A 23,319-nucleotide genomic window follows, 5' to 3' on the forward strand; every position below is an offset into this window, starting at 1 on the left:
GCCGCGGCCGCATGCCCCCGCTTATACCTTGGCCTTGGCGCCGGGCTGTTGCGCCAGCTCCAGAAAGCGCCGCGACACGCCTGCCATGTTGTGCTGCAGATAGTCGGCCATCGCCTGCTCCTGCGGCAGGATGCGTTCGCATATCGCCAAGGTTTCGCGGTCGCCCACCATGCGCGCCGCCTCGATCAGGTTGGAGTACGAGGCAATCTCGAAATGCTCGAATGCATAGCTCAGCATGCCGCCCTTGACGATCTCGTCACTGGCGAACATGTTCGCCATGCCCTGCATGCCCGCCATCGCCTTGCCCGTCAGATCCTTGATCATCGAGGTGTCGCCACCGCGACGCTGGATGCACTCGGCGATAAGCCGCGCCTGCTCGCGCGTTTCATCAATGTGCTGTTCGATCCGCCTCTTGAGATCAGGATAGTTTTCGATGCGCGCGGCCATCGCTGTCAACATGCTCTCCGCCTGCTGCTCCATGGCGTGGGCGTCCCGCAACCAGTCCATGTAGTGCGACTCCATGACCTCGCGGTCCATAGTCGTGCTGCTTGCTTCCATAGCCATCTCCGTTGCTGTATCGGCGCGTTAGCGCCAGGGGGACGGCAGGTCCGGCACCATCCCGTGGCACGCCTCCGATGCAGGTTCCGTGCCGGGCGCGGGGCGACCGCGGGACGCGCCCGCTCTCGCATTAATTGCACCGCGCGCCACTCTTGCTCATCGGAGTTCGAGACAGGTGCAGCGTATGCGCCGGGGAAGCGGGCATGCCGGTTGCTTACGGTGCGCAAGGCGCGGCGAAAGCGCCGCATGACTATTCAACCCAGCACAGGAGCACACCCATGGCCGAGAAAACCATCCAAGACCTTTTCCTGCACGAACTATCCGATATTTACAGTGCGGAAAAGCAGCTGACCAAGGCACTGCCCAAGCTTGCGCGCGCTGCCAGCAACCCCGATCTGGCGGCTGCCTTCAAGACACACCTGGAGGAAACGCTCGGCCAAGTCGAACGTATCGACCAGATCGTGGAACTCATGGGCCTGCGGCTCAAGCGCATCAAATGCGCCGCCATGGAAGGCCTGGTGGAGGAAGGCAAGGAAGTGATTGAAGAAATCGGCAAGGGCCCGGTGCTCGATGCCGCCCTGATCGGCGCGGCGCAGAAGGTGGAGCACTACGAGATCGCCAGCTACGGCACGCTGGCCACCTTTGCCAAGCAGCTTGGCGAGACGGAAGCCCAGAAGTTGCTCGGGGAAACGCTGCAGGAAGAAAAAGCGACCGACGAGAAGCTGACCATGCTGGCCGAATCGCTGAACAAGGCCGCCGCGGCAACCCAGAAGTAAGGCCGTTCACGCCGCTGCGTATATAGAAAGGGGCTCCACGCGGAGCTCCTTTTTCATGCCTGTGCTACCCGCGCTTCGCGGCTTTGCGGGGTGCCGGACCCGGAGCCATCTTCGCCGCCTGCCCGCTTGTCCGCATGCCAGGCAAGAAATCGGGCCTCAGGCCGAATCAGCGCGGGCCACGAATCGTTTAATCGAAAACGGCAGGATGGGAAGCTCCGTGCGGCCCTTCGTGATCAGGTCGGCGGTGATTTTTCCCACGACAGGTCCGAGTTCGAACCCATGCGCGGAGAAGCCGAAAGCGTGGAAGGCCGATTCCCGCCGGACGCTGGGGCCAATGACGGGCAGCTCGTCAGGCATGGCGGCCTCGATGCCCGCCCACCCGCGGCTGACGATGGCGTCCCGCATGTGGGGGAAAAGATCGCAGACGGTGCGGGCGCCGGCGCCCAGCGAGCGGAAGTCCAACTCCGTCCATTCGGCGTCGCGGTCCACCCAGGCGCGGCGGCCGCCACCGATCAGCACCGTGCCGTTGGCGCGCTGCTTGAACGACAGCGGACGGCCTTGGCACAACACCACCGGATCCAGGAAGTGCTCCATGCGCGTCGTCACCAGCATCATGGGCGCGATCGGAACCAGCGGCACGGCTTCCCCCCATTGCGCGGCGATGCGGTCGGCCCAGGCGCCCGCACAATTGACGACGGCGCGGGCCTCGCGCACGCCCGCGTCGGTGTCGACGCGCCAACGGGCGCCCACCTGCTCCACCTGGTTTACCCGCACCCCTTCTTCGAAGCGCGCGCCCAGGCGCGCCGCCTTGCGGCGGAACGCGAAGGTAGTGCGATAGGGATCGGCGGCGCCGTCACCGCTGGCGATCACACCGCCACGGATGGTCGGCACGATACGCGGTATGCGCGCGCGCAATGCGTCGGCGTCGATCCAGGCTTCGTGCGAATAGCCGAGCCCCGCCAGCAGGGCCAGCCGCTCCCGGGCGTCCGCCACATCCGCGTCCGTCTCCGCGACGCGGATTTGCCCGTGCTGCTCGAAGCCGCAGTCGTCGTCGACCAGATCGCCGATGCGGTACCACATGTCGCGCGACGCCAAGGCCAGCGGAATCTCCGCCGGATGGCGCGACAAGGTGCGCACGCCGCCGGCATTCACGCCGGATGCGTGGCGGCCGATGTAGTTCTTTTCCAGCACCAGCGTATCGACACCCGCGCGCGCCAGATGCAGGGCCGCCGAACTGCCGTGCAGGCCGCCGCCGATGACGATCACTTCGGCGGAGATGGCCCCCCGGTTCATTTCTTGAAGCGGATGACCGCCTGCCGGCCCTCATCCGTCTGCGGCAACGAAGCCAGTTCGCCCAGCGTCAGGGGCTTGATCGGAAAACGCAGGCGGTAGTAGCCGACCTCCGCCGGCGGCACCGCCCGTTCGCCGGCGATCAGCTCCGTCACCGTGAGCCCGCAGAATCGGCCCTGGCAAGGCCCCATGCCACAGCGCAGGAAGGACTTCAACTGGTTGGGTCCCTGCACGCCCAGCTTGACGGCGTCGCACACCTGCGCGGCCGTGACTTCCTCGCAGCGGCACACGATGGTATCGCCGCTTGGGCGGCGATAGGCGTCCGCGGGCCGGTACAACGTGTCGAAGAAGGCGCGACCCCGGGTAGCGCGTTCCAGGGCCTGGCGCGCCGGACGGGCCTCGCGGTCGCGCCGCGCGGCGTCGATGCGGCCCAGCACGAGCGCGGCCTGCAGGGCGGCCAGGCGGCCACGGTGTTCGGCGGCGCGCGCGCCGGCGATCCCCGCGCCATCGCCCGCGATGCCGATTCCCGCGACATCGGTGGCGCCCCAGGCGTCCACCATGGGTTCCCAGCACGCCAGCGCGTCATTCCAGGCGTGCTTGATCCCGACGGCGTTGGACAGATTGATATTCGGCACAACGCCCTGGTGCAGCAGCAAATGGTCCGCCGCCATGGTCTGGGGCGCGCCTGCGCCCGCCCGGAAGCGCACGGCCGCGAGCCGGCCGTTTTCGCCGAGCGCTTCGAGCGAGGCCACATGCCGTTGTACCGGGACGTGGGCCCTGACGGCCCGCAGCAGCTTCAGGCCCTTGGCGAGATACGGCGAGCGCAGGAAATCCCAGGCATGTGGCAGCGCCTGGACACTACGCCCGGCCGGCGTGGTATCGAGCAAGGCGTGCAGCTTTACGCCGGCGTTCAGGTACTGCCACGCGATCAGGTACAGCAGCGGGCCGCAGCCGGCCAGCACGGCCCGGCTATCCGGCGCCATGCCGGATTGCTTGAGCAGGATCTGCGCGGCCCCCGCCGTCATGACGCCCGGCAGCGTCCATCCGGGAATCGGAAAGGGGCGCTCCTGCGCCCCCGTGGCCAGCAGAATGTGCCGCGCATGAGCCAGCCGCGCCTCGCCCCCCACGGAATACGCGACCTCGAATCCTTCGGCCTGCGCGGGCGCCGTGTGCCGCGCGACGGCCCACACCGTGGCGCCCGGCTCGTAAACGGCGCCGGACTGCGCAAAAGGAGCCACCAGGCTGGCGCCGTGCCAGTAGTCCTCGCCCAGGACCCGACGGTCCTTGAGCGGTGTCGTCGTAATGGCACGGTAAATCTGGCCGCCCGGGGCGGCCTGCTCGTCCAGGAGCAGCGTGCCGACACCCAGGCGGGCGGCTTCGGTCGCCGCCGCCAGGCCGGCCGGCCCAGCGCCCACCACCAGCAGGTCGCATGTGCGTAGCGTCGTCGTCATTCGATCACCTTGCGTGCGCCAGCCTGGCGCTCCACCCTCATCCCCGCCCGCACCAGTGTCATGCACGCCTGCTGGTTGGGCCGGCCGTCTATGGTGACGAGGCAGTCGTAGCACACGCCCATCATGCAATAGGGACCGCGCGGCACGCCGCCCACGGCGGTATCGCGGCAGGCGTCCCAGCCATGGGCCAGCAACGCCGCCGCGACCGTGTCGCTCGCGCGGCAGGCGACCTCGGCGCCATCCAGCCGTATCGCCACGGGCGCCTGGCCCAGGGCCTCATCCGCCTCATGCAGCCTTTTGAACATGGAACCTCCGAGTGGAAAAACTGGACATGCCTTCATCGAGCACACCGGCGGCGACCATGGGCGCATAGCGATAGGCGTGCGCGGCGGCCAGGGTCACGCCGCTGTGGCAGGTCGCGACGAAGGCGCCTGGATGCGTGGCGGATTGTTCATAGATCGGGAAGCCATCCGCCGACATCACCCGCAGGGCCGCCCAGGCGCGCACCGCGCGCACGTCGCGCAAGGCCGGCAGGGTGCGTACCGCGCGGTCGGCCAGCGTCGCCAGCACGGGCAGTCCGGTCGTGCGGTCTTCATAGCCCATCTCTTCCTGGGAGTCGCCGATCAGCCAGGTGCCTTCATCCATCTGCCGCAGGCTGACCAGCGGGGTTTCCAGGATGCGGCGCGTGCGCTCCAGGGCGATGATCTGCCCGCGCTGCGGACGCACGGGAATGTCCAGGCCGACCTGCGCGCCCAGGACCTTGTTGCCCAGGCCGGAGGCCAGCAGCAGCTTGGCGCCGCGCACGATGCCGTGCGGCGTGGCGACCTCGAACACGCCGTTCCTGAACGTCACCTGTTGCGCCGGATGATGCGGCAGGTAATCCACGCCGCGGCGGTCGAAGGCCGTATGCAGGGCGCGCAGCAGCTTGAGCGGGTTCGCAATGCCGTCCACCGGGGTCCACGAGGCGCCGCGCACCTCCGGCCCCAGGCCCGGCACCAGGTCGGCGACCGCCTGGCGGTCCAGCATCTTCCAGGGATACTGCGCCATGCCCGGCTGCGATTGCAGGCGCGTCATGAATGCCTCGCGCGCTTCGTATTCCTCGTCGCTCAGAACCACGTGCAGGCCGCCGCGCTGTTCCAGGCGCACGTCGACGCCGGTCTCGTCGCGCAGCGCGTCGGCCAGTCGCTGCCACAGCCCCTGCGAAGCCATGGTCCAGTGGCCATAGGCCGGCATCCCCATGCCTTTGCTCTGCACCCACACCAGGCCGAAATTCCCGCGCGAAGCGCGGTAGGCGATGTCGCCTTCGTCCAGCACCGCGACATGGGGAAGCGCTTGCGCCAGGCCGTAGGCGATGGCCGACCCCACCAGGCCGCCGCCCACCACCACCACGTCATGGACGCCCTGGTGCCGGCGCGGGCGGACATGCGCCGACGACAATGTTGCGGAGTTCTCGTTCATCAGCGTCCCTTACCGACAAATAACTTTTCCAGGCCGACCAGGCGGTCCAGGATGACGACCGCGATGGCGGTCATGTAGATCAGCACCGCGGAGACAGCCGTCACCAGCGGATCGATGGTGTCCTCGATATGCAGGAAGATCCGCACGGGCAGCGTGGTCGTCGACGGCGATGCAATAAAGATCGACATCGTCAGTTCGTCGAAACTGGTGATGAAGGCGATCACCCAGCCGCTGACCACGCCGGGCAGGATCAGCGGCAGCACGATGCGGCGAAAGGTGCGGAGCGGCGTAGCGCCCAGCGACAGCGCGGCACGCTCCAACGAGGGATCCAGGCCCGTGGCCGAGGCCAGCACCAGGCGCAAGGCATAGGGCAGGATCAGCACCGTGTGGGCGATCGCCAGGCCGGCATAGCTGCCGACCAGTCCGATGGACGTGTAGTACTTCAGGAAAGCCAGGCCCAGCACCACGTGCGGAATCATCAGCGGCGAAAGGAAGAACGCCATGACGGCCTCGCGGCCGCGAAAGCGGTGACGCGCCAGCGCCAGCGCCCCGGGTACCGCCAGCACGATGGCGATCGTGGCGGACAGGGCCCCCAGCCCCAGGCTGAACCAGAAGGCGTCGATGAAGCGGGGGTTGTCCAGGATGGCCCGGAACCAGCGCAGCGAAAGGCCCGACGTCGGCAGCGAGATGAAGCCCTCGGACGTGAACGCCACCGCGCACACCATCAGCAGCGGCGCGAGGATGAACAGGATGAACAAGGTGTGGAAAACCAGCCCGAAAACGCCGTTGCTGCGTGGTGTCATGGCTGCATCCTCCCCTGCCGGATCGTCGTGGTGGAATCCATGGTGCAAGCCTCCGCGTCATGCCTCGAAGACGGCGCCGTAGCGGCGCTCGATCAGGCGGTTGGCGGCGATCAGCGCCACCACGGTGGCCAGCAGCAGCACCGCGGCCAGCGCGGCGCCCAGCGGCCAGTCCAGGGTGTTGAGAAACTCGTCGTACGCGGCGGTGGCCACCGTCTTGAGCCGCCGGCCGCCCACGATGGCCGGCGTGGCGAAGGCGCTGACCGACAGGGCGAACACCATGATGGCTCCGGAGAGAATGCCCGGCATGGCCTGGGGCACGATGATCCGCCGGACCACGGTGAAGGGATGCGCGCCCAGGGACAAGGCGGCAGCCTCGGTGGCCGGGTTGATACGCTGCAGCGACGCCCATACCGAGATGACCATGAAGGGCACCAGCACGTGCGTCAGCGCGATGCCGACGCCCAGGTTGGTGTACATCAGGCTGACCGGGGCATCGCTCAGGCCCAGTGCCTGCAGGAACTGGCTGATCAGGCCGGTCGAGCCGAACAGCAGCGCCCAGCCCAGCGTACGCACGACCACCGAGACCAGCAACGGCCCCAGCACCACCATCAGGAACAGGCCCTTCCAGGGATTGCGCATGCGCGACAGCACGTAGGCTTCCGCCGAGCCCAGCACCGCACAGGCCAGCGTGACCAGCACCGATACGCCGAAGGTACGGGCGTAGATCTCGTAGTAATAGCCGTCGGTGAAGATATCGATATAGTTCTTGGCGGTGAACGAAGCATCGATGCCGCCATAGAAGTCGAAGTTGTAGAAGCTGATCAGCAACACCAGCAGCAGCGGCGTTACCAGGAACAGGCCGTAAAGCAGCAGCGCGGGCGCGCTGAGCAGCCAGGGCGTGGCGCGGGCGCTCATGGGCAGATCCTTGCGCGATGGTGGCGTGCGGTCATCGGCGGAGTCTCGCAAGACGATGGTGGCGTGCGGCGATCGCGGCATGCGGCCATGGCGGCGCGCTCACAGGGCGGCCGGCGCCGGCGGCGCCTGGACCACGCGCATATCGGCGGCGCGCCACGACAGATGTACCGGCTCGCCTTCGGCCGGCACGGCCACCCCATCGTTCTGGCGGATCACCAGCACGTCGCCGACTTCCGTCTCCACCTGGCACAGCCAGTGGTTGCCCTGGAAGATGCGCGTCTTCATGCGCCCGGGCAGCGCGCCTGGACCCGGTTCGCTGAACCGCAGTTTTTCCGGGCGCACAATGGCCGCGCCCGTGCCCGGGACGGCCTGGCCGTCCAGCGCGATACAGGCCTGGCCCACGCGCAGGTGGGGAACGCCATCGACGTCCACCGCCTGCGGATGGAACACATTGGCCTTGCCGAGGAAACCGCCGACAAAAGAGGTCTGCGGCCTTTCGTAGGCGGCGAAAGGCGGGGCCACCTGTTCCGCGCGCCCCTGGTTCATGACCACGACGCGATCCGACAGCGCCAAGGCTTCCGATTGGTCGTGCGTGACTAGGATCGTGGTCGTGCCCACCGTGCGCTGGATGCTGCGAAGTTCGATCTGCATGTCCTCGCGCAACTTGGCGTCAAGGTTGGACAGCGGTTCGTCCAGCAGCAGCAGGTGCGGACGGATCACCAGCGCGCGCGCCAGCGCCACGCGCTGCTGCTGTCCGCCGGACATGCGGGCCGGGTAGCGGTCCGCCAGGTGCGCCAGGCCCACGAGCTTCAGCGTCTCGGCCACGCGGTCGGCGCGCTCGCGCTTGCCGACCCCCTGCATTTCCAGGCCGAAGGACACGTTCTGGGCCGCCGTCATATGCGGGAACAGCGCATAGTTCTGGAAGACGATGCCCATGCCCCGCTTCTGCGGCGGTGTGCGGCCAAGATCGCGCCCGTCCAGGACGACGCGCCCGGCCGTCGGATCGACAAAGCCGGCGATCATCTGCAGGGTGGTCGTCTTGCCGCAGCCCGAGGGACCCAGCAGCGAAACGAATTCGCCACGCTCGATCTCCAGGCTCAGGCCGCCCACCGCGACGCTATCCCCGTAATGCTTGGTAAGGCCGTCCAGGACGAGAAAGCTCATCGACATCTCCTCGCGCGCGGCGCGTATCCGTTTCAGCGCTCGACTTCACGGGTCCAGCGCTTGTTCCAATCGTCGCGATTCTGGTTGACCGTGTCCCAGTCCACCACGATCAGGTCCTGGGCCGCCTTGCCGACCGGCAGCTGGACCGCCGCGTTGGGATCCTCGGTGTAGGTCGCCTTCTTGTTCACCGGGCCGTAGCCATAGGCGGAACCGAGCTTGGTCTGCACCTCCGGCGACAGCAGGTAGGTCACGAAGGCCTGCGCCAACGGCGATGGCTTGGGTTTGGCCACGGGACAGACGGAGGACAGCAAGGCGTACGCGCCTTCGCGCGGATAAACGAAGCCCACGGGAAATCCCGTATCGGCGAAGGCCTTGGCGCGGCCGCTGCCCCATACGGCGATCAAGGCCTGCCCGCTGGAGAACAGTTCGGTCATTTTTCCCGGCGACGGCTCGTAGACCAGCACATTGGGACCGACCTCGTCCTTGAAGACCTTGAAACCGGGGTCGATTTTCTTTTCGCCGCCGCCGTTGGCGCGGGCGTACTGGACCAATGCGTGCAGGCCATAGGTGTTGTTCAGCGGCGGGATGACCAGCACACTCTTGTATTTGGGATCCTTGAGATCGTCCCAAGACGTCGGCGCCGGCCATTTTTTCTGCTCGAACGCCTTCTTGTTGTACATGATGCCCGTCGCCACCAGGCCCAGGCCGACCGCCTTGTCGTCCTTGTAGCGGGCAGCCGGATAAAGGTCGGCGGCCGGCAGATTGGTGATGGGGCTGCAGAAGCCCAGTGCGATGGCCTGGTACATCGGACCGTCGTCGACGATGGCCACGTCGATTTCCTGGTTGCTTTTCTGCGCCTGCAGCCGCGCCAGTGTATTGGTCGAATTGCCGGCCACGTAGTCGATCTTGACGTTGTGCTGTTTCTCGAAGGCAGGGAAAAGATCCTGCCGCAGGATGTCCTCGAACGAACCGCCGTATCCCGCGACCACCAGGCGCTGCTGCGCCTGCGCCGCCGGCACGGCGGCGATCAAACCCGCGGCGACCAGCATGGCAAGGTGAACCGTATGCTTTTTCATTGATTACTCCAGTCTAGGTAATCACTGCGAATACGGCGTCCGCCCGCCGGGCCGGAACGCCAGGGAAAAGCATGAAACACGCTGCGCCGGGGCACGCCGTGTCGACCAGGAACCGGGTGCGGCGACTATCACGCCCGCGCGGCCGGCGTGTAAAACACTTACGCCCCGGGTCGCGACCGGAGCCGCGTCGCGAGAGGCCGGGCGCTTATGACGGCACTGCGTTTCGGACCGCCGGCGCGCGGGGACGCGCGGGCTGCGGGGCGGCTGGGTAAACAGGGGGTGCGGCGTCCGCAAGTGCGGTGACGTGACACGATGGATATGTCTTCAGCACGGCGTTTCCCCTTTCGATGTATTCGATGCCGGACTGCGCGGCATGCGGGCTTTCCCTGAGAGCGTGAAGCCTGGGCATGTGGCGCAGCGCCGTGCACGACGTTCGAGCTTTTGCGAAGGATTATGGGAACGCCCCTTTGCCGCCGTCAAATACGAATAAACCCGCGGGTCATGCAGAATTGATATACCCGTGCCACGATGGCCGCGCCGTATATGCTCGGCGCCGCGCCGCGGCCGTCGGGCCGTCAGCGCTCCCGCACCGCTTCCTGCAGGCATTCGAAGAAGACCTGGCTCTGCGGCGATTCCACATGCTGCTCGTTGTGCAGGATGTAGCTTGGAAACGGGATGGCCGGCTCGAACGGCATCGTCACAATGCCAGGCGGCCGCAGGCTGCGGACCACCAGGGGATTCACGACACTGACGCCCAGTCCCATGCCGACCATGCTGCAGATCGTCGCGGCATAGGGCGTTTCGATGGTCAGCCGCCGCGCGCCCGGGTCGAAGGCCGCGTCGATCGCGATGCGGGTGCCGTCGCCCTGGGTCAGGGAAATGAAGTCCTCGCCGTTCAGGTCCTTGGCCACGATGCGGCGTCGACGCGCCAGCCGATGGCCCACCGGAACGATGCACACGCCCTTCTCGTTACGCCAGCGCGCGCTGCGGATCCCCGGCACATCGACCAGGTAGGCCACCAGGCCGAAATCGCAGAATCGCGTCGCCGTCCAGTTGGCGACCGTACGCGAATCGCTGGTGTACACCGAGATGGGCACCTCGGCGTAATAGCGGCGGAACTTGGAAATGGCCAGGGCCATCACGGTCATCGCGATGGCCGGCACCACGCCGATACGCAAGGCGCCGGCGCCCAGCTGCCGTATCGAACGAGCCGATTCGCGCAGGGTATCCAGGCCCACGAAAGCCCGCGTCACTTCCTTGAACAAGGCCTCGCCTTCGATGGTGGGGATGAGGCGGCTGCCTGTGCGCTGGAACAGCGTCAGGCCGGTTTCCCGTTCGAGCTGGGAGATTACGCGGCTGACGTTGGGCTGGGAGGTATGCAACTGGACCGCCGCCACCGTCATGGAGCGCGTCAGCATGACGGCGCGGAAGGTCTCGATTTGCTTGAAGTTCACAAATGGCCCGCCCTACACGATTCGAACGTGTGACCGCTCGCTTAGAAGGCGAGTGCTCTATCCAACTGAGCTAAGGGCGGCCTGAAGAAACCCATACCGCATGGTAGCCGGGGCATTGCGCCGCGCGCACGTCCCTGCGGCGCGGCATTTTACCCTGGCGCCCGGCGCCAGTGGAGCGGCCGGCCTTCCACCACGCCCACGGGCCTAGCGCGTGCCTTTGCGCTGTGGCCATTGCCTCGCCTTTCGATACGCCCTCTATGTGGCGCCCTCGCTGCATAGCTGTAAAGCAAGCTCTCGCCGCGGTAACGAATCGTACCGCAGCACGGTGGCGAAAACCGCCCGGACGGCCGCGGCGCCGCGATCCTGCGGGCGCGCTTCTGAAGGAGACGTGCCAGGGACAGGCGCGAAGCGCATTACAGACAGTATCAATGGCGTAAGGTCCCGATGCTAGAGTGCCTCGTCCCCTATTGACCAGGTACGAACATGCCAAGCACCGTAACCTCGCGCGTGCCGGTGCGCCTGGGAGGAATCGCCGCCCTATTGTCCGCGGCTGCCGTCTTCCCGGCCCACGCCGGCATCAGCTACAAGCTGGATCGCGCCAGTGCCGCACCCGGCACCACCATCGAAGTCCAGGCCATTTATTTCAACGATAGCGACACCGGCGGCCGCTGGCAGCCGCCGCGCGAAATCGTGCTGCAGTGGCGCTCGCCTTCGGGCAACGTCGTCCGCAGCGTCGCGCGTGCCGAGAGTGAGGTCCTGGACTTCAACGTTCCGGTCAACAACTTCGCGCGCATGGCCTGGCGCGCCGTCGTTCCGGCGCAGGCCACCGGCCTGCAGGCGGTGGCGATCGAAGGCGAGCCGACGCTGATGGCGCTGGATGCCACGGCCGCCGGCACCATCGCCAGCAAGCCCGCCGATGTGCCGGTCGTCGATGCCCGCACCGGCCAGCCCCTGCCCGCGAAGGAAGTCAGTGCCATCGGCGCGTCGCCCGACGCCGGCCCCTCGCCCACCAGCGTGGCGGCGGCCACCCCGGCGGGCACGGCCTCCGGCAACCCGGCATTCGACCGGCTGCGCAGCGGCCTGTCGGAATACGAGCCGACCTACATCGACATCCGCACCCGTGGCCGGACCACATCCAAGCTGCAGTTCAGCCTCAAATACCGGCTCTTCACGCCGGACGCCGGCAAGGAGCCCGGTTTCCTGGACAATCTTTACCTGGGCTATACCCAGACATCCGTGTGGGATCTGCAGGGCGAATCGCGGCCCTTCATCGATACCACCTTCAATCCCAGCCTGTTCTGGCAATCGGACAACATGTGGCAGTCGGCCGACCAGAACTGGCGCGTCGGGCTGGCCAGCGGCGTCGAGCATGCCTCCAATGGCAAGGCGGGGGATGACTCCAGGTCGGTGAACGACGCTTTCGTGCAGCCGGCGGTCAACTACCGCTTCGACGGGGGCAGCACGCTGACCTTCGCGCCGCGCATCAAGGGCTATTTCGCCCTGGGCGACGAGAACCGCAACTACACCGACTATACGGGCTGGGTCGATTGGCACTTGCGCTGGGCACAGGACAACGGGCTTATCGCCTCGGTCATGTACCGCCAGGGCGACAGCGCACGCCGCACCACCCAGCTGGACCTGGCATGGCCGCTCAAGCGCACCTTCCTGAACATGAACGGCTACCTGCACCTGCAGTACTTCAACGGCTACGGCGACACGCTGCTGGGCTACGACCAGCGCCAGAAGTCGCAGATCGGCATCGGCCTGTCGCTGGTGCCCTGAACGTACGGTGCGGCGTGGGGCCCTGCGCGGCGCCGCCCCGCGGGCAATGGGCGCGGCGCCATGCCGGGGCGCGGCAGGCTCAATCGCCGATCGGCGTATGGCTGGCCGCGCCGCTGCGCAGCTCGAGGTCCGGCATGCGCCGCACGACGAGCAGCGAGACGACGGCCACGACCGCGCCGAAGGCGAAGATGTTGCGGAAGGTGGACGCGACGCCTTCCATCAGGACCAGCTTCACCGCGGGCGGCAACTGCGTCAGCACGTCGCTGCCATGGCGCAGCGCTCCCAGGTCCATCTGCTGCGTAATGCTGGCCGCCGTCAACGAGGACGCGAATCCCAGGGCCAACAGGCTACCCGCCACGGCGCTGCCGAAAGCGCTGCCCATGGATCGCAGCACCAGCACTGAACCGGTGCCGGCCCCGATGTCGCGCGGCTCCAGCGCGTTCTGTACCACCATGATGGTGCCCACCATGCAGGATCCGAGGCCGACGCCCGTCAGCAGGGTGGCCGCCAGCACCACGGCCAGCGGCGCGCCGGCGCCCATGAAGGCCAGCAGGCACAAGCCGGTCGCGCCTCCTATGAAACCGGCCGACAGGATGCCGCGCATGCGTCCGGTACGACGCGCCAGGTTGCTGCTGAGGACATTGCCCAGCACGTTGGACAGCAGGAAGGGCGTGACGAACAGTCCCGACTCCGCGGCGCTGGTGCCGCGTACCAGCTGGAAATACAGCGGCAAGGCAAAAATGCAAAGAAAGATCCCCAGCGCGCCCAGCGAGGATGCGGCAATGCCGCAGACAAAAGTGGGATTGCGGAACATGCGCGGCGGAAGCAGCGGATCCGCCGCACGGCGTTCCTGCCACACCAGCACCGCCAGGGCCGTCACGCTCAGGGCCAGCAGCGCCAGGATCTGCGGCGAGATCCAGGCGTAGTCGACGCCGCCCCAGCCCAGCGCCAGCAGGCAGGACACGATGGTCAGCGCCAGCAGCAGGGAGCCCAGGATATCCAGTCGCACCTTGCCGCCCTTGGGGGTCAGCATGCGCAGCCCGCGGTTGCACGAATACATGGCGAGCAGGCCCAGGGGCAGATTCATCCAGAACAGCCAACGCCACGACAGGTGTTCGGACACATAGCCGCCCACCAAGGGGCCTGCGATGGAAGCTACGCCCCACACGGCGGCCAGGTAGCCCTGGTAGCGGCCGCGCTGGCGCGGCGCCACCACATCGGCGATGGCGGCCTGCGCCAGCGCCATCAAGCCGCCGCCGCCGAGGCCTTGCAGCGTGCGGAACAGGATCAACTGGTTCAGGGTCTGCGCCATGGCACAGAGCGCCGAGGTGACAACGAAAACGCCGATCGCAATCGTCAGCAGTTGCCGCCGGCCGTAAATATCCGAGAGCTTGCCGTAGATGGGAGTCGTGACGGTGGCGGCGATCAGGTAGGCCGCCACGATCCACGACAAATGCCCGAAGCCGTTCAGGTCGGAAGCGATGGCCGGGACCGCGGGGATCACCACGGTCTGGTCCAGCGCAGCCAGCAGGATGCACAGGACGATGCCGCCGATCACGCGCATGATCTCGCGGTGGGTCAGGCTTGCGGCGGAAGAGGAAGGAACGGGAGGTGAAGCGAGTGTGCCGGTGGGCGTGGACATGATGCTGCGGGGGACGACGGAGAGGATGGCGGCCGGCGGAAGCGGCGCGGGTCTTATATAAGATATAAATATTAATATATATCTGGCTGGACCGCTCCGGATTTGCCATTCGGACTTGCCGGTCAAGTAGCCACGTCACCCAGCGAGGTCGATAGCAGGTGAGCAAGCGCGTTGAACAAGCCAGTCGAACGCCGCCCGGCGAATCGGAAGGGGAACCCGGACGGGCCTTTCCTCACGTACTGCCCGCACGTACGCCAACGCGACGATGCATTCTCATCAATCGCTTTCAAGGATGACATATGCAGATAGGCTCCAGCCCGATCCCCCCGGCCGACATTGCCGGCGCGCCCGCCACCGCCTCCTCGGCGGACCGGGGCGTCGAAGCGACCACGGACAGCCTTGCACAGACGGTCGCCGGCTACTACGAGCATCTGCCAGGCAAGGCGCCCGTATACGCCATGACGGCACGGGGCATGGCTCATAGGACACTGGAACGCGACATACAAGGCCAGCTGGGCGCGCTCGCGGACAAGATCAAATTCCTGTTGACCCAGGCGGGCAGCCATTCGTCGCAGACGTGTGCCGCGCAGCTGGACTGCTTCATGAACCACATCCTGCATCGCGGCGAGCCGGGCAAGCTGTCGACCGAGCAGGCGCAGTATTTCTACAGCGAAGCCTTCAAGGGTGGGCTGGAACGAAACGTCGCGCGCGCCGACATGGCGGGTCCGGAGGAGCGGCAAGCCGCCATCCAATGGCTGGAAGGCTTGTGTCACTTGATAAGTACGCCGGTCTCGTTCTTCAATCAGGTGGTGGGCGCCGTCCTCATCGACGAATTCGCGAAAAACTTCAAGCGATCGATTGAAGGCGAATTCGGGCCAGACCCCCGCGTCGGTGTCGGCCGATCCGGGAACCTGCCGGAAGGGGCCGCACGGATATAACCCGCCCGGGCAGGGCGCTGCCCTGCCCGGCCTGCCCTGGCATGGAAGCTTACGCCGACTTCAGCGCCGCCAGCGTCTCATGGATGATCGCCAGCGTCGCCTCGCGCTCGGCCCCGCTCAAGGGCAGGCGTGGCTCGCGCACCGTTTCCGCATAGCCCGCGGTAACGTGCTCCGCCAGCTTGATGTACTGCACCAGCTTGACGTGCGTATCCAGGTGGAACAGCTTGATCAGCTTGCGATACAGCACGCGGGCCCCCGCGTAGTCGCCCTTGACGGCCAGGTCCAGCAATTGCACCGACTCCTTGGGCACGGCGTTGGCCATGCCCGATACCCAGCCCTTCACGCCCAGCGCCACGCTTTCCACGATCAGATCGTCGACGCCGCAGAACACGGTATAGCGATCGCCCAGGCGCGCGTAGATGTCCGTGACGCGGGTGGTGTCGTAGGTCTCTTCCTTGATGCAGGCCAGCGTGGGTTCGTCGGCCAGCTCTTCCAGCAGCTGGGGTGTCATGTCCACGCCATAGCCGCGCGGATTGTTGTAGATCATGATGGGCAGTCCGCTGGCGCGCGCGACGCCACGGTAGAAGGACATGGTCTCGGCGGCATCCGACTTGTACGTCAGCGCCGGGAACACCATCAGGCCGTCCACGCCGATGCGCTCGGCTTCCCGGGCATAGCGTCCCGCGCCGCCAGTGGTCGTCTCGGCCAGGCCTGACACGATGGGCACGCGGCCCTTGATCGTCTCCTTGGCGATGCGCAGCACCGTCAGCTTTTCCTCGGGCGCCAGCGACGCATTCTCGCCCACCATGCCCATCATCACCACGCCGCCCACGCCGTTGGCAAGCAGCCGCTCCAGGCCACTGGCGATGGCGTCGTGGTCCAGCGATTGATCCGCCTTCATTTTCGTCGTGACGGCGGGAAACACACCTGCCCAATTTACTTTCATGATGTTGGTCCAATAAGAATGAATGGAAGAAAATCCGTCGGCCGGGGCGCCTTGCGGCGCCTGGCCGACGGCAACGTGTCCTCAGCGCAGATGCACCGGCTTGCCGCCCTTCATCACCATGGACAGGTGCTCGCCCTGTCCGCACAGCAGCGTGATGTCGGCAACGGGATCGCCGTCGACGATCAGCAGATCGGCGTAGGCCCCCGCGGCGACGACGCCCAGCTTGTCTTTTTGCCCGACGATCTCGGCCCCGACCTGGGTCGCCTGGCAGATCACTTCGAAGTTGTCCAATACCTGCGCGCGCAGGCGCAGCTCGTCGCTCTGGAATGTATGCATTTCGCCCAGCAGGTCCGAACCGAGCCCCATGCGCACGCCATGCCGCTTGAATATTTCCAGCGACTGCAGCCCCTGCAAGCGCACGTCGTCGATCTTGGCCACGGCATCCGGGGGCACTCCGTACTGCGCGCCGACCTTGTGCAGGGCCTCGTAGGTCACCAGCGTGGGAACCGCGTAGGCGCCATGCCTGGCCATGGCCGCGGCGGCCACGTCGTCCACCAGGTTGCCGTGTTCGATGGTGCGCACGCCCAACTCCACCGCGCGCGCGATCGCCTTGCCCGTGTACGCATGGGCCATCACGTAGGTCTGGTGCGAGGCGGCCTCCTCGACGATGGCGAGAATCTCGTCCCTGGAATACTGCAGGTTGCCGATCGGATCCGTGGGCGAAGCCACGCCACCGGACGCCATGACCTTGATATGCGTAGCGCCCGCGCGCATCTCTTCGCGCACCGCCTTGCGTACCGCGTCGACGCCGTCCACGACCCGCGCGATAGCCCCTAGATTGCGGTGGCATGGGCAGGGATCGGGATCGCTGGCGTCGAAACGCTCACGGAAATCGCCATGGCCGCCGGTTTGCGACAGCGCCTTGCCGGCGATGAACAGTCGCGGCCCGTCGATCAGGCCGTCTTCCACGGCGCGGCGCAGCGCATAGTCGGCGCCGCCGGCATCACGCACCGTCGTGAAGCCGCGCCGCAGCATCGCGGACAGGATGGGCACGGCGCGCAAGGTCGCGAATGCGGCAGGCATGCGGGCATTGGTGCCCAGGTTGGCCATGGAGGCGATGACATGCACGTGGCAATCCACCATGCCGGGCATCAGCGTGCGGCCGGCGACGTCGATGACCTGGTCTTCCGCGCGTGCCGTAACGGGGCGCGGCGAAACTTCGCGGATACGGTCGCCTTCCACCACGACGTCATACGAACCGTCGTCGTCCTTGTGGTACGCGTCCAGGAGGCGCGCATTCTTCAGAATCAGCATAGCGGGTTGCCCTTGTTGAAGCGGGAAATCGAATATGGACGGAGATCGATGCCGGGATCCCCGCCGGCCAGCAGGCTGCCCACGATGGCGGCCGTGGTGGCCGCCTGGGTCAGGCCCAGGTGTCCGTGGCCGAAGGCGTACAGCACCTGCCCCGACGCATTGGACGGCCCCAGCACGGGCAGGGAGTCCGGCGTGGCCGGACGGTTGCCCATCCAGCGCCGGGCGCCACGCTCGTCCATGCCGGGCAAGTAGCGGCGCGCCAACGCGAGCAGCGCGTCGCTGCGCCGGTAGTTGGGCGGGGCGTCCAGCCCGGCGAATTCCGCGGCGCCGCCTATGCGCATGCCGACCGCCAGCGGCGTCGCCACGAATTTACGTTCGGCGAAGATGACCTCGCGCGACAGCATGCCGCCCGCGGCCGGCAGCGTGGTGTTGTAGCCGCGCTCGCTCTCGAGCAGTACGGGGTCGCCCAGCGTACGCGCCAGCGCGCCCGACCATGCGCCAGCCGCGACGACGACCCGGTCGCCCGCGTGGCGCCGGCCGTCGCGGTCGACGACCGCCGGCTTCCGCGCGTCGTCCAGCGACACGCGCACGGCGTCCGCGCTGACCAGCCGGCCGCCGTCCCCGCGCACACGTTCGCGCAGCGCGCGCACGATGTTCAGGGGATCGTCCACGTGCGCCCAGTCTTCCAGCATGACGCCGTGGCGGAACACCGGCGCCAGCGCGGGCTCCAGCGCGCGCAGCGTGTCCGCGGAAACCGGGCTCCAGCGCACGCCCAGCTCGCGCTTCCAGGCCCACTCGGCGGCGTCCGCGGCAAAGGCGGCATCGGTTTCGTAGACGGCCAGGGCGCCGCGCCGATGCAGTTGCCCCGACAAGCCCAGGTCGTTCAGCATGGGCAGCAGATCGGCGTACACGCGGTCGTTCAGCGCCGCCAGCGCGCGCGAGATTCGGCGGAAATTCCCGGGTTCGCCCACCTGTTGGAAGGCCCGCAGCCAGGGCAGCAAACGCGGTGCATGGCGCAGGCGGATGGCGAGCGGCCCCAGCGGATCGAGCAGCCAGCGCACGGCCTTCAGGCTGAATGCGGACAAGGCAATGGGCGTGGATTCGCTGACCGCGATCCCCCCGGCGTTGCCATGTGAAGCGCGGTCGCCTTCGAAATCCCGGTCCAGCAAGGTGACCTGCCAGCCCAGCTGCTGCGCGCGTCGGGCGCACGCCAGGCCAATCACGCCGGCGCCCACCACCACAAGTTCCGTCATGCCACGTCTGTCCTATTCGTGTTTGCCAAGGAAAAGATCCGCCGCGCGGGCATCGTTCAGCAGATCCGCCGCCGCCCCTTCCATCGCCACCACGCCCTGGTCGATGATGTAGCCGCGCTGGCTGACCGCCAGGGATTGCCGGGCACGCTGCTCCACCATAAGCACGGTGGTGCCCGAGGCCGGCAGGCCCTGGACGTAGGCAAAGATTTCGTCCACGCGGGCTGGCGACAAGGCGGCCGTCGGCTCGTCGAGCAGCAGCATATCGGGCTCGCGCATCAGCGCCCGCGCGAAGGCCAGTTGCTGCCGCTCCCCGCCGGACAGCGTGCCCGCGGCCCGGCGCCGATGCCGGACCAGCGCCGGGAACATCGCGTACATGGCATCGGCCCGCTCGCGCGGCCGCCGGACGCCCTGCACGACCAGCAGGTTCTCGTGCACGCTCAGCGAAGAGAACACATTGGCGACCTGCGGCACATAGCCGATGCCCTGGTCGAGCCGCGCTTCGACGCTCAGTGGCGCGACGTCCCGGCCGCGCAGCACGATGGCGCCGGCCGATCGTGGCAGCAGGCCCATCACGGCCTTGATGATCGTGGACTTGCCCGCACCGTTGGTGCCGGCGATGGTGACGATCTCGCCCTGCTCCACGCGCAGCGAAATACCCTTGAGGATATCCACGTCGCCATAGCCACCGCGCACATCCGACAAACGCAATACCGGGTCGCTCATGCCAACGCCTCCTTGCCCGGCGACGCCAGTGCGCCCATATAGGCTTCGCGCACACGCGCATCGGCCAATACCGCCTGCGGATCCCCGTGGGCGATCAGGCGTCCGCCATCCAGCACGTACAGGTCGCCGACGAGCCTGTTCAATGCCATCAGGTTGTGCTCGATGATGAGAAAGCCGATCCGGCGCTCGGCATTGATCTCGCGGATACGTTGCGAGATTTCCTCGATCAGGACGGGATTTACCCCGGCGTACGGCTCGTCCAGCAATATGAATTTCGGGTCGGACATCAACGCGCGGCCCAGCTCCAGCAGTTTTTTCTGGCCGCCGGACAGGCCGCCCGCCGGTTTGTCGGCCACCGCGCCCAGCTTCAGGAACTCCAGGATGCCCTGCGCCTGGTCCGCGATCCGCGCCTCGGCGCGCCGCACCCGTCCCGGCGCGAAGAACAGCGGCAACAGCGACTCGCCCGGCTGCTCGCGCGGCCCGACCATCAGGTTCTGCCGCACGGTCAGGTGCGCGAACTCGCGCGGAATCTGGAACGTGCGGCCCAGTCCCATGCGCGCCCGCGCGGCCGGGCCCACACCCTGGAACACCGTGTCGCCGAAGCGGACCTCTCCGACCGAGGGCTGCAGGAAACCGCTCAGCACCGCGAAGAAGGTGCTTTTGCCAGCGCCGTTGGGGCCGATCATGCCGTGCAGCCCATCCAAACTCATCGACAGCGATACGCCATCCAGGACCTGGAAATCGCCGTACGACAGCGATACGCCGGAGCTTGCTAACCGGCTCATCGCGCGCCCCTCGCGCCGAACAGGCCTTGCGGCCGCCAGCGCATGAACAGGATCAGGACCAGGCCGACGACGCCGAGCTGCACGCTGCCCATGTCGGCGTCCGACACACCGGGGATATAGCCGCGCGTGAAACGCACGCCTTCCAGGAAAACCACCAGCAGTACGGCGCCCGCCACGCTGCCCGACAGGCGCGCCACGCCGCCCATGATGATGGCCATCCATACATAGAAGGTGATCAGCGGCACGAACTGGTCCGGCACGATATACGTCATGTAGTGCGCGAAATACGCGCCGGCCAGGCCCGCGATGGCGGCGCCCAGCATCAGCACCTGGGTCTTGAAGCGCGCCGGCTCCTTGCCCAGCACGCGGACGGCCGTCTCGTCGTCGCGGATCGCCTGTATGGTGCGGCCGTATGGACTGTGCGTCACGCGACGCAGGATCGCGATCACGACGGCGATGGATACCGCCAGCAGCACCAGCAGCAGGTTGTTGCTGAAGTTCGTGTCACCCCAGCCCGCTCCCAGGCGGGGCACGCCCGGAATGCCCTGCACACCGTTGGTCAGCCATTGCTCCTGGACCAGGACCAGGCGCACGATCTCCGAAAAACCCAGGGTGACGATGGCCAGGTAGTCGTCGCGCAGGCGCAGCGCCACGCGCCCCAGCGGCCACGCCAGCGCGGCCGCCAGCAGCATCGCCGCGGGAAAGGACAGCAGCGGCGACCATCCCAGCTTCATCGTCAGCAGGGCCGACGCATACGCGCCCACGCCGAAGAAGCCCGCCAGGCCGAAGTTGATCAGGCCAGTGAAACCGTATTGAAGATCCAGCGCCAGCGCCAGGAGCATATAGATGCCCATGATGACGAGGATGGACAGTAGATAGGTGACCATCAGCGCACCCCTTGCGGCCGGTTGAACAATCCCTGCGGACGCAGCAGCAGGACGATCATCATGAACACGTAGCCCAGCGCGATCTTGTAGACAAAGCCCACGAAGGGTGTGGAGAGTTCCTGCAGCACGCCCAGCAGCAGCGCGCCGAGCACCGCCCCCACGGGATTGCCCAGGCCACCCACCACCGCCGCGGCGAAGGCCGGCAGCAGCATATTCCAGCCCGCGTCGGGATAGACCACGGTGCGCATGCCGACGACGGTCCCGGCAATGCCGCAGACCATGCCGGCGATGGACCACATCGCGAACATGCAGCGCTCGCGCCGGATGCCGCTGACCCGGGCCAGGTCCGGATCGTCCGCGATGGCGCGCAGCGAGCGGCCCAGCGGCGTCGCGTACAGCATGATGAACACCAGCAGCAGCGTGGCCAGCGTCAGGCCGGCCAGGTTAAGGTCGGCCGGCGCGAGCGAGATGTCGCCGAAGCGCCAGGCGCGATCCAGCGGCATATCGAAGGCGCGCGGATCGTGGCCGAAGGCCACGCCCAGCACGGCGCGGATCACGAAACCCACACCGATCGAGGTCAGCAGCAGGGTGATGACGGAACGCCGGATGACCGGCCGGAAGGCCAGCACGAAAGCCAGCACCGAGGCCAGCGCACCGCCGGCCGCGCCGGCCAGTCCGGCCGCCACCAGCGACCCGGTCACTTGATGCACCGCCAGGCCGGCATACCCGCCCACCGCCACGATGTCCCCGGTGGCCGCGTTGGGGAAGCGCGCCAGCCCGTAGACGAGCGTCAAGGCCAAGGCTGGCAGGGCGATGATGAGCCCTTCCACCAGCCCGTTGATGGCCAGGTTGATGTAGTCGGCGTAGCCCACGCGACCGCCCTACAGCTTGACCACGTATTTACGGACGAGCTTGCCGTTTTCCACGAAGGAGGCGGAGAAGTCCGGCGTGACGTCGTTGAACTGGTCGAAGTGCAGGGCGCTGGAGGCGCCGACATACGTCACCCGCTTGCCCGCTTCCAGCAGCTTCTTGCCGTCGGCGAAGTTGTAGACGACTTCGCCGCCCGGGTTGCCCAGCTCGTGGACCTTGGCGGCGAGTTCAGGGCCGCTGGCCTTGGGTCCCAGCGCCTGCACCGCCAGCGCCAGGATGATGGCCTGGTCGTAGGCCATGGGCGCGTACACGTTGCCTCCCACGTCGACGCCCTGCTTGCCCAGCGCATCACGCACATGGACATAGTTCGGTGCGCCTTCGTTGCTGACCGACTCCACGGAAATAATGCCTTCCGTCACCTTGGGACCCAATGCCTTGATGAGGTCGGTGTTGGCCGCCCAGCCCGGGATGATCCAGTGGGTATCGATACCGGTCTGGTACCACTCGCGCAGGATGATCGTGGTATCGGCCAGATAGGAACCCGTCACGATCACGTCCGGCTTGGCGCGCAGCACCGATTGCAGTTCGGAACGGTAGGACGGGCGGTTGGGTTCGTACACGACGCTGGCCGCCACCTTGCCGCCCGCCGCCTTCCAGGCCTGGGCGAAGCCCTCGGTATTGCCGACGCCGGAGGCGTTGTTGAAGGCCATGGTCGCGGGGTTTTTGTAGCCCTGACGCTCGGCGACCTTGGCGAAGGCCTGCCCGAAGCGGCCGTTGGTGGCCTGGAAGCGGAAGCCCAGCTTCTTGGCGTTCACCGGCGGACCGCTCAGCGCGGGCGCGCCCGAACCATGCATCAGGGGAATATTGGCTTCGTTGGTGAGCGGAATAACGGCCAGCGACTCGCCGGAACTCCAGCAACCCAGGATGGCCCGCACCTTATCGACCTCGATCATTTTCTTGGCGCCCTGCACGGCCGCCTGCGGCGCGGTCTGGCTGTCCTCCACCACGACCTTGAACCGGGCCCCTTGCGCGCCACCCGCCGCATTGATCTCCTCGGCTGCCAACTGGATGGCCTTGACCATGCCGGGGCCGTAGGGGGCGCCGGACCCGGTAACAGGGCTCAGCGCGCCAACGACGAAGTCCGGGGTCTGCGCGGCGGCGGGGAAGCTGAGGCCGCCCGCCAGGGCGGCGACTACGGATGCGGCAACGAAATGGCGTCGATTCATAGCGGGAT

The 23,319-nt window shown here is 67.1% G+C and carries 22 protein-coding genes and 1 tRNA gene; 3 read left to right on the top strand and 20 right to left on the bottom strand.

What is annotated here, in order from left to right; translation table 11 throughout:
* Window positions 1-21: 21 nt before the first annotated feature.
* Complete coding sequence (locus tag BAU07_RS19665; protein ID WP_157122353.1) at window positions 22-558, bottom strand: ferritin-like domain-containing protein; 537 nt, start codon at window positions 556-558, stop codon at window positions 22-24.
* A 278-nt stretch (window positions 559-836) separates the two neighbouring features.
* Here BAU07_RS19665 and BAU07_RS19670 point away from each other — a divergent pair, with 278 nt between their 5' ends.
* Entirely contained in the window at window positions 837-1,334 is a 498-nt protein-coding gene (locus tag BAU07_RS19670; RefSeq protein WP_066661308.1) for a YciE/YciF ferroxidase family protein, read from the top strand.
* A gap of 156 nt (window positions 1,335-1,490) precedes the next feature.
* Here the strand turns inward: BAU07_RS19670 and BAU07_RS19675 are convergent, their stop codons facing one another.
* The 10 genes from BAU07_RS19675 to BAU07_RS19720 form a co-directional block, all read right to left on the bottom strand.
* Complete coding sequence (locus BAU07_RS19675) at window positions 1,491-2,627, bottom strand: NAD(P)/FAD-dependent oxidoreductase (protein ID WP_066661311.1); 1,137 nt, start codon at window positions 2,625-2,627, stop codon at window positions 1,491-1,493.
* Window positions 2,624-4,075, bottom strand: coding sequence for an FAD/NAD(P)-dependent oxidoreductase (locus BAU07_RS19680; protein WP_066661314.1), 1,452 nt, complete (start codon window positions 4,073-4,075; stop codon window positions 2,624-2,626). The genes BAU07_RS19675 and BAU07_RS19680 overlap by 4 nt, the downstream gene beginning before the upstream one ends.
* A complete protein-coding gene (locus BAU07_RS19685; RefSeq protein ID WP_066661317.1) occupies window positions 4,072-4,380 on the bottom strand; it encodes a (2Fe-2S)-binding protein in 309 nt (102 codons plus the stop codon). Before BAU07_RS19685 ends, BAU07_RS19680 begins: the two co-directional genes overlap by 4 nt.
* Complete coding sequence (locus BAU07_RS19690) at window positions 4,361-5,533, bottom strand: NAD(P)/FAD-dependent oxidoreductase (protein ID WP_066661320.1); 1,173 nt, start codon at window positions 5,531-5,533, stop codon at window positions 4,361-4,363. The genes BAU07_RS19685 and BAU07_RS19690 overlap by 20 nt, the downstream gene beginning before the upstream one ends.
* Window positions 5,533-6,336, bottom strand: coding sequence for an ABC transporter permease (locus BAU07_RS19695; protein ID WP_066661321.1), 804 nt, complete (start codon window positions 6,334-6,336; stop codon window positions 5,533-5,535). The genes BAU07_RS19690 and BAU07_RS19695 overlap by 1 nt, the downstream gene beginning before the upstream one ends.
* 57 nt (window positions 6,337-6,393) lie before the next feature.
* A complete protein-coding gene (locus BAU07_RS19700) occupies window positions 6,394-7,251 on the bottom strand; it encodes an ABC transporter permease (protein WP_066661322.1) in 858 nt (285 codons plus the stop codon).
* Between the two features lie 99 nt (window positions 7,252-7,350).
* Window positions 7,351-8,415: an ABC transporter ATP-binding protein gene (locus BAU07_RS19705; protein WP_066661324.1), complete on the bottom strand. Its 1,065-nt coding sequence runs from the start codon at window positions 8,413-8,415 to the stop codon at window positions 7,351-7,353.
* A 32-nt stretch (window positions 8,416-8,447) separates the two neighbouring features.
* Complete coding sequence (locus tag BAU07_RS19710; protein ID WP_066661327.1) at window positions 8,448-9,491, bottom strand: ABC transporter substrate-binding protein; 1,044 nt, start codon at window positions 9,489-9,491, stop codon at window positions 8,448-8,450.
* A 575-nt stretch (window positions 9,492-10,066) separates the two neighbouring features.
* Window positions 10,067-10,945: a LysR family transcriptional regulator gene (locus BAU07_RS19715; RefSeq protein WP_066661330.1), complete on the bottom strand. Its 879-nt coding sequence runs from the start codon at window positions 10,943-10,945 to the stop codon at window positions 10,067-10,069.
* Window positions 10,946-10,948: 3 nt separating this feature from the next.
* Window positions 10,949-11,025: transfer RNA gene (locus tag BAU07_RS19720), tRNA-Arg, on the bottom strand.
* Window positions 11,026-11,428: 403 nt separating this feature from the next.
* Between BAU07_RS19720 and BAU07_RS19725 the strand changes: the two genes are divergently transcribed.
* The gene (locus BAU07_RS19725; protein ID WP_066661335.1) at window positions 11,429-12,727 is read left to right on the top strand and encodes a phospholipase A; all 1,299 of its coding nucleotides are present in this window, start codon (window positions 11,429-11,431) and stop codon (window positions 12,725-12,727) included.
* 79 nt (window positions 12,728-12,806) lie between these two features.
* Here the strand turns inward: BAU07_RS19725 and BAU07_RS19730 are convergent, their stop codons facing one another.
* On the bottom strand, window positions 12,807-14,369 hold the full coding sequence (locus BAU07_RS19730; protein ID WP_335617522.1) for an MDR family MFS transporter: 1,563 nt from the start codon (window positions 14,367-14,369) through the stop codon (window positions 12,807-12,809).
* A gap of 299 nt (window positions 14,370-14,668) precedes the next feature.
* On the opposite strand from BAU07_RS19730, the gene BAU07_RS19735 reads away from it, so the two are divergent.
* Window positions 14,669-15,307 (top strand): hypothetical protein, encoded by a 639-nt coding sequence (locus BAU07_RS19735; protein ID WP_066661339.1) that lies wholly within the window; start codon window positions 14,669-14,671, stop codon window positions 15,305-15,307.
* Window positions 15,308-15,356: 49 nt separating this feature from the next.
* On the opposite strand, the gene BAU07_RS19740 is transcribed toward BAU07_RS19735, so the two are convergent.
* From BAU07_RS19740 to BAU07_RS19775, 8 genes are all read right to left on the bottom strand, one after another.
* Complete coding sequence (locus BAU07_RS19740) at window positions 15,357-16,253, bottom strand: dihydrodipicolinate synthase family protein (RefSeq protein ID WP_066661342.1); 897 nt, start codon at window positions 16,251-16,253, stop codon at window positions 15,357-15,359.
* Window positions 16,254-16,334: 81 nt separating this feature from the next.
* Window positions 16,335-17,567, bottom strand: a complete 1,233-nt coding sequence (locus tag BAU07_RS19745; RefSeq protein WP_066661345.1) for a metal-dependent hydrolase family protein — start codon at window positions 17,565-17,567, stop codon at window positions 16,335-16,337.
* Entirely contained in the window at window positions 17,561-18,820 is a 1,260-nt protein-coding gene (locus BAU07_RS19750) for an NAD(P)/FAD-dependent oxidoreductase (RefSeq protein ID WP_066661348.1), read from the bottom strand. The genes BAU07_RS19745 and BAU07_RS19750 overlap by 7 nt, the downstream gene beginning before the upstream one ends.
* Window positions 18,821-18,832: 12 nt before the next feature.
* Window positions 18,833-19,543: an ABC transporter ATP-binding protein gene (locus BAU07_RS19755; protein WP_066661350.1), complete on the bottom strand. Its 711-nt coding sequence runs from the start codon at window positions 19,541-19,543 to the stop codon at window positions 18,833-18,835.
* Entirely contained in the window at window positions 19,540-20,328 is a 789-nt protein-coding gene (locus BAU07_RS19760) for an ABC transporter ATP-binding protein (protein WP_066661352.1), read from the bottom strand. Before BAU07_RS19760 ends, BAU07_RS19755 begins: the two co-directional genes overlap by 4 nt.
* Window positions 20,325-21,215 (bottom strand): branched-chain amino acid ABC transporter permease, encoded by an 891-nt coding sequence (locus tag BAU07_RS19765; RefSeq protein ID WP_066661357.1) that lies wholly within the window; start codon window positions 21,213-21,215, stop codon window positions 20,325-20,327. The genes BAU07_RS19760 and BAU07_RS19765 overlap by 4 nt, the downstream gene beginning before the upstream one ends.
* A complete protein-coding gene (locus BAU07_RS19770; RefSeq protein ID WP_066661359.1) occupies window positions 21,215-22,087 on the bottom strand; it encodes a branched-chain amino acid ABC transporter permease in 873 nt (290 codons plus the stop codon). The genes BAU07_RS19765 and BAU07_RS19770 overlap by 1 nt, the downstream gene beginning before the upstream one ends.
* 9 nt (window positions 22,088-22,096) lie before the next feature.
* Entirely contained in the window at window positions 22,097-23,311 is a 1,215-nt protein-coding gene (locus BAU07_RS19775) for an ABC transporter substrate-binding protein (protein WP_066661362.1), read from the bottom strand.
* Window positions 23,312-23,319 lie beyond the last annotated feature (8 nt).

Origin of the sequence: Bordetella flabilis, from assembly GCF_001676725.1 — a bacterium.
GTDB lineage: Bacteria > Pseudomonadota > Gammaproteobacteria > Burkholderiales > Burkholderiaceae_B > Bordetella_C > Bordetella_C flabilis.

What these genes read in the sequence shown, in the direction of transcription:
- BAU07_RS19675 (WP_066661311.1), bottom strand. Translation starts at nt 2,627, where the DNA reads ATGAACCGGGGGGCCATCTCCGCCGAAGTGATCGTCATCGGCGGCGGC.
- BAU07_RS19680 (WP_066661314.1), bottom strand. Translation starts at nt 4,075, where the DNA reads ATGACGACGACGCTACGCACATGCGACCTGCTGGTGGTGGGCGCTGGG.
- BAU07_RS19725 (WP_066661335.1), top strand. Translation starts at nt 11,429, where the DNA reads ATGCCAAGCACCGTAACCTCGCGCGTGCCGGTGCGCCTGGGAGGAATC.
- BAU07_RS19755 (WP_066661350.1), bottom strand. Translation starts at nt 19,543, where the DNA reads ATGAGCGACCCGGTATTGCGTTTGTCGGATGTGCGCGGTGGCTATGGC.
- BAU07_RS19665 (WP_157122353.1), bottom strand. Translation starts at nt 558, where the DNA reads ATGGAAGCAAGCAGCACGACTATGGACCGCGAGGTCATGGAGTCGCAC.
- BAU07_RS19685 (WP_066661317.1), bottom strand. Translation starts at nt 4,380, where the DNA reads ATGTTCAAAAGGCTGCATGAGGCGGATGAGGCCCTGGGCCAGGCGCCC.
- BAU07_RS19750 (WP_066661348.1), bottom strand. Translation starts at nt 18,820, where the DNA reads ATGACGGAACTTGTGGTGGTGGGCGCCGGCGTGATTGGCCTGGCGTGC.
- BAU07_RS19710 (WP_066661327.1), bottom strand. Translation starts at nt 9,491, where the DNA reads ATGAAAAAGCATACGGTTCACCTTGCCATGCTGGTCGCCGCGGGTTTG.
- BAU07_RS19745 (WP_066661345.1), bottom strand. Translation starts at nt 17,567, where the DNA reads ATGCTGATTCTGAAGAATGCGCGCCTCCTGGACGCGTACCACAAGGAC.
- BAU07_RS19775 (WP_066661362.1), bottom strand. Translation starts at nt 23,311, where the DNA reads ATGAATCGACGCCATTTCGTTGCCGCATCCGTAGTCGCCGCCCTGGCG.
- BAU07_RS19735 (WP_066661339.1), top strand. Translation starts at nt 14,669, where the DNA reads ATGCAGATAGGCTCCAGCCCGATCCCCCCGGCCGACATTGCCGGCGCG.
- BAU07_RS19670 (WP_066661308.1), top strand. Translation starts at nt 837, where the DNA reads ATGGCCGAGAAAACCATCCAAGACCTTTTCCTGCACGAACTATCCGAT.
- BAU07_RS19740 (WP_066661342.1), bottom strand. Translation starts at nt 16,253, where the DNA reads ATGAAAGTAAATTGGGCAGGTGTGTTTCCCGCCGTCACGACGAAAATG.
- BAU07_RS19730 (WP_335617522.1), bottom strand. Translation starts at nt 14,369, where the DNA reads ATGTCCACGCCCACCGGCACACTCGCTTCACCTCCCGTTCCTTCCTCT.
- BAU07_RS19695 (WP_066661321.1), bottom strand. Translation starts at nt 6,336, where the DNA reads ATGACACCACGCAGCAACGGCGTTTTCGGGCTGGTTTTCCACACCTTG.
- BAU07_RS19705 (WP_066661324.1), bottom strand. Translation starts at nt 8,415, where the DNA reads ATGAGCTTTCTCGTCCTGGACGGCCTTACCAAGCATTACGGGGATAGC.
- BAU07_RS19760 (WP_066661352.1), bottom strand. Translation starts at nt 20,328, where the DNA reads ATGAGCCGGTTAGCAAGCTCCGGCGTATCGCTGTCGTACGGCGATTTC.
- BAU07_RS19700 (WP_066661322.1), bottom strand. Translation starts at nt 7,251, where the DNA reads ATGAGCGCCCGCGCCACGCCCTGGCTGCTCAGCGCGCCCGCGCTGCTG.
- BAU07_RS19690 (WP_066661320.1), bottom strand. Translation starts at nt 5,533, where the DNA reads ATGAACGAGAACTCCGCAACATTGTCGTCGGCGCATGTCCGCCCGCGC.
- BAU07_RS19765 (WP_066661357.1), bottom strand. Translation starts at nt 21,215, where the DNA reads ATGGTCACCTATCTACTGTCCATCCTCGTCATCATGGGCATCTATATG.